Origin of the sequence: Bacillus sp. C28GYM-DRY-1, assembly GCF_030519405.1 — a bacterium.
In the GTDB taxonomy this organism is placed as follows: domain Bacteria; phylum Bacillota; class Bacilli; order Bacillales; family Bacillaceae; genus Bacillus; species Bacillus spizizenii_A.
The window spans coordinates 24,927-32,774 of sequence record NZ_JAUMKF010000032.1; the positions used below are offsets into that span (position 1 = coordinate 24,927).

7 protein-coding genes and 1 pseudogene are annotated in these 7,848 nt (G+C 39.8%); 6 read left to right on the forward strand and 2 right to left on the reverse strand.

The features are described 5' to 3' along the window. The 3 genes from Q3W56_RS19705 to Q3W56_RS19715 are packed head-to-tail and all read left to right on the forward strand — an operon-like array spanning position 1 to position 2,567. A complete protein-coding gene (locus tag Q3W56_RS19705) occupies positions 1–699 on the forward strand; it encodes an ABC transporter ATP-binding protein (protein WP_302896585.1) in 699 nt (232 codons plus the stop codon). 16 nt (positions 700–715) lie between these two features. After that, positions 716–1,633, forward strand: coding sequence for an ABC transporter ATP-binding protein (locus tag Q3W56_RS19710; RefSeq protein ID WP_302896586.1), 918 nt, complete (start codon positions 716–718; stop codon positions 1,631–1,633). After that, positions 1,626–2,567, forward strand: coding sequence for an ABC transporter permease (locus tag Q3W56_RS19715; protein ID WP_302896587.1), 942 nt, complete (start codon positions 1,626–1,628; stop codon positions 2,565–2,567). The genes Q3W56_RS19710 and Q3W56_RS19715 overlap by 8 nt, the downstream gene beginning before the upstream one ends. A gap of 90 nt (positions 2,568–2,657) precedes the next feature. On the opposite strand, the gene cspB is transcribed toward Q3W56_RS19715, so the two are convergent. Next, positions 2,658–2,861, reverse strand: coding sequence for a cold shock-like protein CspB (cspB, locus tag Q3W56_RS19720; RefSeq protein ID WP_003224086.1), 204 nt, complete (start codon positions 2,859–2,861; stop codon positions 2,658–2,660). 435 nt (positions 2,862–3,296) lie between these two features. Between cspB and Q3W56_RS19725 the strand changes: the two genes are divergently transcribed. Continuing rightward, positions 3,297–4,127, forward strand: coding sequence for a MetQ/NlpA family ABC transporter substrate-binding protein (locus Q3W56_RS19725; protein ID WP_302896588.1), 831 nt, complete (start codon positions 3,297–3,299; stop codon positions 4,125–4,127). A 2-nt stretch (positions 4,128–4,129) separates the two neighbouring features. Here the strand turns inward: Q3W56_RS19725 and Q3W56_RS19730 are convergent, their stop codons facing one another. Then, positions 4,130–5,209 carry a diguanylate cyclase DgcK gene (locus Q3W56_RS19730; RefSeq protein WP_302896589.1) on the reverse strand — a complete coding sequence of 360 codons (1,080 nt, stop codon included), beginning with the start codon at positions 5,207–5,209 and terminating at the stop codon, positions 4,130–4,132. A gap of 172 nt (positions 5,210–5,381) precedes the next feature. Between Q3W56_RS19730 and tcyP the strand changes: the two genes are divergently transcribed. After that, positions 5,382–6,773, forward strand: coding sequence for an L-cystine transporter TcyP (gene tcyP, locus Q3W56_RS19735; protein ID WP_302896590.1), 1,392 nt, complete (start codon positions 5,382–5,384; stop codon positions 6,771–6,773). A 327-nt stretch (positions 6,774–7,100) separates the two neighbouring features. Continuing rightward, positions 7,101–7,448: pseudogene (locus tag Q3W56_RS19740) on the forward strand (T7SS effector LXG polymorphic toxin); the annotation flags it as partial. Between the last annotated feature and the right edge of the window lie 400 nt (positions 7,449–7,848).

The window sequence follows — 7,848 nt, forward strand, 5'->3', positions numbered from 1 at the left end:
ATGGAAATCAACTTGGAACATGTATCAAAAAAATTCGGCCGGCACACCGCCGTCAATAATGTATCGATCACCTTATCATCCGGACGAATTTATGGACTGATTGGACCTAACGGCAGCGGCAAGTCAACGACTTTAAAGATGATGGCTGGCCTTCTCTTTCCGACTTCAGGATGCGTAAAAGCGGATGAAAAGCAGGTTACGAGAGATATGGTGCGTCAAGCGGCTTATCTTACAGAGCTTGATATGTTTTATCCGCATTTCACTGTAAAGGATATGGTGGATTTTTATCAGTCGCAATTTCCTGATTTTCAAACAGAACAAGCTTATAAGCTGTTGAATGACATGCAGCTTGACCCGGAAAAAAAGGTCAAAAAGTTATCAAAAGGAAATCGTGGAAGGCTAAAAATCGTCCTTGCTTTAGCAAGACGGGCACCTGTCATCTTGCTTGATGAACCTTTTTCAGGGCTTGATCCGATGGTCAGGGATTCAATTGTCAACAGCCTCGTTTCTTATATTGATTTTGAGCAGCAAATCGTTGTCATAGCCACACATGAAATTGATGAAATTGAAACTCTGGTTGACGAGGTCATCGTACTCGCCGACGGAGAAATAGTGGCACAGCGTAATGTGGAAGAGATTCGCGAGCAGGAAGGTATGTCCGTGCTGCAATGGTTTAAAACGAATATGGAAGTTTACTAGAAAGAGGAGGAATTTGATGAAAACAGTATTGGAATTGAAGAATGTAACAAAGAACATCAGAGGCCGAACGATCATTGATCAACTAAGTTTTACGATTCGCGAAGGCGAAGTATTTGGATTTCTGGGACCGAATGGAGCGGGGAAAACGACGACAATCAGAATGATGGTCGGTTTAATGAAGCTGTCACAAGGTGATGTGCTAATTTGTGGCCAATCAATCACGAAAGATTATGCCAAGGCAATCAAACATATCGGGGCTATTGTAGAGAATCCAGAGCTGTATAAATTTTTAAGCGGATATAAAAATCTCCAGCAATACGCAAGGATGGTAAAGGGTGTCACGAAGGAAAAAATTGATGAAGTGGTGGAACTAGTCGGCCTCAAAGATAAAATTCATGATAAAGTGAAAACCTACTCTCTGGGAATGAGACAGCGTCTCGGCTTGGCACAATGCCTTCTGCACGATCCGAAAGTGCTGATTTTGGATGAACCGACAAACGGCCTTGATCCGGCGGGAATCAGAGAAATCAGAGACCATTTAAAGAAGCTGACGCGAGAAAGAGGAATGGCAGTCATCGTATCAAGTCATCTGCTGTCAGAAATGGAACTGATGTGTGACCGAATTGCGATTATCCAAAAAGGAAAGCTTATCGATATTCAGAATGTAAGAGATGAAATAACTGATGAAAAGGATACATATTTCTTCCAAGTGGAGCAGCCGAAGGAAACTGCTGCGATTCTAAGAGAATATGATTCGGTAATCAAGACAAACGGTTTGGAAATCAAACTGGCTAAAGAGGACGTCCCTGCAGTGATTGAATTGCTGGTCATGCAGCAAATCCGCATTTATGAAGTCAAAGTAATTGCAAAATCATTAGAGGACCGTTTCTTAGAAATCACGGGCGAAGCAAAAGAGGAGGTTCAACATGCTTAATTTGATTTATAATGAGTGGATCAAAATTTTCAGCCGTGTCGGAACATGGGTGATGATCGGAATTCTTGCTTTGACAATGATCGGGTGGGCATTTTTATCAAACCACTTTTCAACTGATGAAGCAAATCCGAAGTGGAAAGAGACGCTTCAAGCACAAAATAGTGATTTGAAGAAGGCAATGAAAGAAGATCCTTCCCTGAAAGGACAATATGAAGAAACGATCACAATCAATAACTATCGCATTGAACATAATATCCCGAGTGACACTGGATATACCGTTTGGTCTTATGTGACGGATTCTGCCGGTTTTACAATCCTTACTGGGCTGTTCACGATTATAATTGCAGCTGGCATCGTCGCAAACGAATTTAACTGGGGTACGGTTAAGCTGTTAATGATCCGGCCGCTCAGCCGTTTTCAAATTCTGCTTTCTAAATATATTACCGTTCTTTTATTTGGTCTCTTATTGCTGTTTATTTTATTTATAGGTTCAACTTTGCTGGGACTGGTCTTTTTTGGAACAGGCGGGGACACTGCCGCGAATGTTCATTTAAGCTATAAGGATGGTCATGTATTGGAGCAAAATATGTTGGGATATTTGGCCAAAACGTATCTCTCAGAATCTGTTGCGGCTTTAATGCTGGCTACGATGGCATTTATGCTGTCCGCGGTATTTAGAAACAGCTCTCTTGCTGTAGGGTTTTCTATCTTTTTATTGGTAACGGGCACGACAGCCACTGCGTTTATGGCGGTGAAGTTTGACTGGGCAAAGTATATTTTATTTGCGAATGTTAATCTGATGCAGTATGTAGAGGGAACACCGTTAGTGGAAGGGATGACAATGACATTCTCCATTGTGATGCTGGCAGTTTACTTTGTTGTCTTCCTGTTGCTTGCTTTCGGAATCTTCATAAAACGGGATATTGCAAACTAATAAAAAAAGCTGTTTTGCATATGCAAAACAGCTTTTTATCGAAATAAAAACTGCAGGTTTGCACCTGCAGTTTTTCATATCAATTTATGCTTACGCTTCTTTAGTAACGTTAGCAGCTTGTGGTCCGCGGTTTCCTTCAACGATTTCAAAAGAAACAGCTTGGCCTTCTTCTAAAGTTTTGAAGCCTTCGCCTTGAATAGCAGAGAAATGAACGAATACATCGTCTTGACCTTCTACTTCGATGAATCCGAAACCTTTTTCAGAGTTGAACCATTTTACTTTACCTTCTAACATGAAATTTCCTCCTAAAGCGATCATAACGCTTAAATTCACTATTCTTGCTCTTAACAAACTTTCAAGACGAAAACTCTTACAAAACTTTCTTCTTAAAGATAGTTCGAACAAAAATAATTACCTTTACTCTACCAGTAATCCTCAAAAAAAACAACTGCTAAATGAAACTTTTTTCGGAAAATACCATATTTATTTTTCAATTTGATATTTATTTACGGAAATTCATCTGTTTTCTCGATATGTGATCATACGTTTGCCTTAGATATTCCTTCTTTTCGGGAAGACTATGTGATAGGAATTGACAACCTTATTGGATATGAGTAAGGTAAAAGTTAATCAATATTCAAATGACAACGTCTATCAACTAAGAGAGCGTTTGATTTTATGTCTGATATTGCTTGCATGCTCTAATACATAGATAGGAGTATGGTCACAATGAAAAAGTGGCTTATATGCAGTTTCGTTGTTGTTCTTCTCGTTTTATTTACTGCATGCTCACCGTCAGCAGAACATGAAACAATAAAAATTGGAATTGCTGAGTCTGACGAAGCAATATGGAACTATATTGCTAAAAAAGCTGAAAAAGTAGGGCTGGATATTCAGCTGAAACCTTTTTCTGATTATGCGGAGTCTGATATCGCGCTTGCTAACAAAGAAATTGATGCCAACGCTTTTCAAAACATTTCTTATTTTCAGTCGTTCACCCAAAAATACAAACTTAAGTTGGCACCGCTCGGTACGACATACATAACGCCTATGGGCATATATTCAAAACGATATAATCGAATCCAAGATATACCACGAGGGGCTGACGTTTCTGTACCGGATAAAGCACTTGATTTTGGCAGGGCGCTTACGGTGCTTCAGGAGGCAGGATTGCTAACGTTGAAAAACGGATTTAACGGAACAGGTTCAGTCGATATGATTAAAGATAATCTGAGGCACCTGAAATTAAAAGCCGTCCGGCAACAGGATGCAGTGAGTGGCGCCGACGTCTTTGTCATGAAACCGTCTGAAGCAAAAAAAGCGGGACTGAACCCGGAAAAACATACGATAAAGAGCGGCGGACTAATGCCTAAGGTAGAGATGAATTTAATTGTTGTCAGAGCGGAGGACCAAGATCGGGAAGCACTGCAAACCATTCTTGAGCTCTATCAAGCTGATGATACAGCGGCATTTATAGCAAACGTGTATCAGGGAGATCTTATACCGGCTTTTCTGCCTTTAAAACGTCTTTCAGATTGGAAGAATGAATTCGAACATTGAATTCATTCTTTTTTTTCTGAGAAGCATACTTTGTTTCGTCCATTTTCTTTCGCTTTGTACAGCATTTGATCGGCAAGAATCGGCAAAGATTCAGGATGACCCGTATTATTGGGATAATGAGAGGCACCCAGTGATATCGTAACTGACAGCTTTTCACCATTTGTTAATCTAATTGGTGTGCCACTGACAGCACATCTGATCCGTTCCGCGATCTGGGCAGTTTTATCAAGCGTACAGTTCGGCAGGAGCACGGCAAATTCCTCACCGCCAATTCGTGCGGCAGGATCAGTATTTCGGATGCTCTGCTTCAGACGAGAACCCAGCTCTTTCAGCACCTGATCCCCTTCATGATGGCCGTATTGGTCATTGATGGTTTTAAAATGGTCGATATCTATATAAATTAGTGCGAATTGAAAATGTGGGGTATTGGCTGCTTGTTGATACAGATCTTGTGTGATTTCTTCAAACTTTCTTCGGTTATAAATGCCTGTTAAAAAGTCAAAGTGCGCTTGAAACTTATATTGTTTAAAAAGAAGATGTGCATTTGTTTCATGATCAATAATATATAAACTGAGCATGCCGCCAGCTATAGAGGTGATCCAAAAATATAAGTGAAGTTCATATGAATGTAAATCTATAAGAAAATAAAAGGAAAAGGAGATCATGCTATTTGTGATCATTAAAAGATAGAAAGCGTGTTTTAACTCAACTTTTTTTCTTCTAGAAACAATGAGTGAAGGGATGGCAGCGATACAAATGATCATAACCGAGTATATTGCAGATGTGTTTATCGTGATCAGCATGCGGCCTGCAGCGATTATAACCAAGGCCGTTGCCGTTGATACCCAGCCCCCATAAAGAGCGGCAATCATGATAGGGATATTTCGAAGATCAATGATTGAATGCTGATAGATAAATCCAAAAACCATTAGAATAATCCCGAGCAAACCGCAGGTCAGCCCTTTAACAGCTTGGAAGGATATGCTGTCTTTCTTATGTACTAACCTTTCTTTAAACAGGTGGGTGAAGAGATAATTAAATGTGATTAAAATGGTCAAGTTTACAAACAGTTCTTTCAGCAAATAGTATCACCCTTATATAAAGTACTAAAGATGGAAGGGAAAGAAAAGAACAAAAAAGGGATTATATAAGGTTTTTTTCCTTGAAGTCTTAGTTTGAGTAATTCGCACTTGACCTATCGGAATTAGTGTAATATAGTAAATGAGAAAATTTGAAAAGGAGAGTTTACCTGCTTTGGAAACTTTACTAGTTGTATTACATGTATTTATTTTATTGTTACTTATCTTAGGGCTTTTTGTTATGCAGAAAAAACATGTTTCCTTCTCTAAACGTGTATTTACTGCGCTGGGGCTGGGGATTGTGTTCGGATTTGCACTTCAGCTGATTTACGGCCCGACTTCAAATATAGTCTTTCAAACAGCGGACTGGTTTAATATTGCCGGGAGCGGATATGTCAAATTACTTCAAATGGTTGTCATGCCGCTTGTTTTCATTTCAATTCTCGGCGCATTTACAAAGCTGAAGCTGACAAAAAACCTCGGAAAAATCAGCGGTTTGATCATCGGGATATTAGTGGCAACAACAGCAGTAGCGGCAGCTGTCGGTATTGCCTCCGCGCTTTCTTTTGACCTGCAGGCGATTCAGGTTGACCAAGGAGATACAGAGCTTTCGCGGGGACAGGAGCTTCAGCAGAAGTCAGAAGATATGACAGCGAAATCGCTGCCGCAGCAAATTGTTGAACTGCTGCCGGGAAACCCGTTTTTAGATTTTACAGGAGCTAGACCGACTTCAACGATCGCAGTCGTCATTTTTGCTGCTTTCCTTGGAATAGCATTTCTTGGTGTTAAGCATAAACAGCCGGAACAGGCAGAAACATTTAAAAAAATGGTTGATGCCGTTTATGCCATTGTCATGCGTGTTGTCACCCTCATTTTGAGACTGACGCCTTATGGGGTGCTGGCCATTATGACCAAAACGATTGCGACGAGTGATATTGACAGCATTTTAAAATTAGGGATGTTTGTGGTTGCTTCATATGCCGCGTTAATCACAATGTTTATCATTCATTTGCTGCTGCTGACACTCAGCGGTTTGAACCCGATTGTTTATTTGAAAAAGGCGCTGCCAGTACTTGTATTTGCGTTTACGTCACGGTCAAGCGCGGGTGCTTTGCCGCTGAATATTAAAACGCAGAAAAGCATGGGTGTGCCGGAAGGAATTGCAAACTTCGCCGGTTCGTTCGGACTTTCAATCGGCCAAAATGGATGCGCCGGCATTTATCCTGCGATGCTGGCGATGATGATTGCTCCGACTGTCGGCCAAAATCCGTTTGATCCGGTGTTTCTCATCACAGTTATCGCAGTCGTTGCCATCAGCTCCTTCGGTGTGGCCGGTGTTGGCGGCGGAGCGACATTCGCGGCGCTTCTTGTTTTATCATCATTAAATATGCCTGTTGCACTCGCCGGTTTATTAATCTCAATCGAACCGTTAATCGACATGGGGCGTACTGCTCTGAATGTCAGCGGAAGTATGACATCAGGCCTCATTACAAGTAAGGTAACGAAGGAAATTGATTCAGGTATATTCAATGATCAATCGAAAGTGATCGAAGCTGAAGAAGCGTAACAGCGTGTAATCCGCTTCGTTTTGATCATTTCAATGAAAGACCCATGAATCCTGTAATGTAAAGGTTTCATGGGTTCTTTCTTTTTTGTGATTTACTTACTTCACTTACTAAAAGTAACTGGGAATAAAAGTTCAGAAAGGACTTTCCTGACCATGATCAATAAATTCTCGAAGCAGCTTTCGGTTTTTTAGAAATAAGTCTCAAATCTAAATTATCATTTTAAGGTTTATTTCTCATGACTGTCCCTTATTAATTTCCCCATGGTAATATTTTTTAGAAGGGGATATGTTCATGAAAGTATTTGAAGCAAAAAACACTTCTTTCAGTCAGGTAAAGGCGCAGATACTTCAAATCATTTTATGGATCAAGCCGGCATTGCTGATCTATGGATTGATTTGATTGAAATGTTAATTGCTTTTTTAACTAGTATACCTGGTATCTTGGAAGACGCTAACAGAATTCTTCTTAGAACATGAACTGGCTCTAATGCTATATCCAAATCAAAGTCTATCATGTCTGAACAGAAAAAGGCGATCAAAGACATCTTAAATGATATACACGACATCCTTCCCCTAGATGTTTTTTCAACAGAAGACTTTAAAGATGAATGATCTTCAGCTGATAAAAAACGAAAAAACACAGACGAGAAAATAAGTGAAGTTGATGAAAACTTAAATCTGAATATGCTCTTGTGTTGGTTCTCATGTGTCCTAAAGGTTAGGGGAAAATGTCTTTCCCGCTATAAATAAGTAAAGAGAAATATGCGAGTGTCCATGGATATTAATTGGAGGGATATCAAGGTTGTATTTTTCACATGCTTGCTTTATAAATGATTCATTTAAGTAGTTTCGATTTGGTGTATTAAAGAGGATGGAAATGCTGCTGAGACTGATGAAAGTAAAACTACTGTATATAAATGAAAAAACAAGCATATTAAAACATGCTTGTCAGGCTGTCGAGAAAATCTCGACAGCCTTTATTTTCCCTTAAAATATCCATTCTCCTGTAATAAAATAAAAGAAAGACTTCAAAAGGACGGTGTCTTTCTTATGTTCCACACAAGAAATTCTTCTC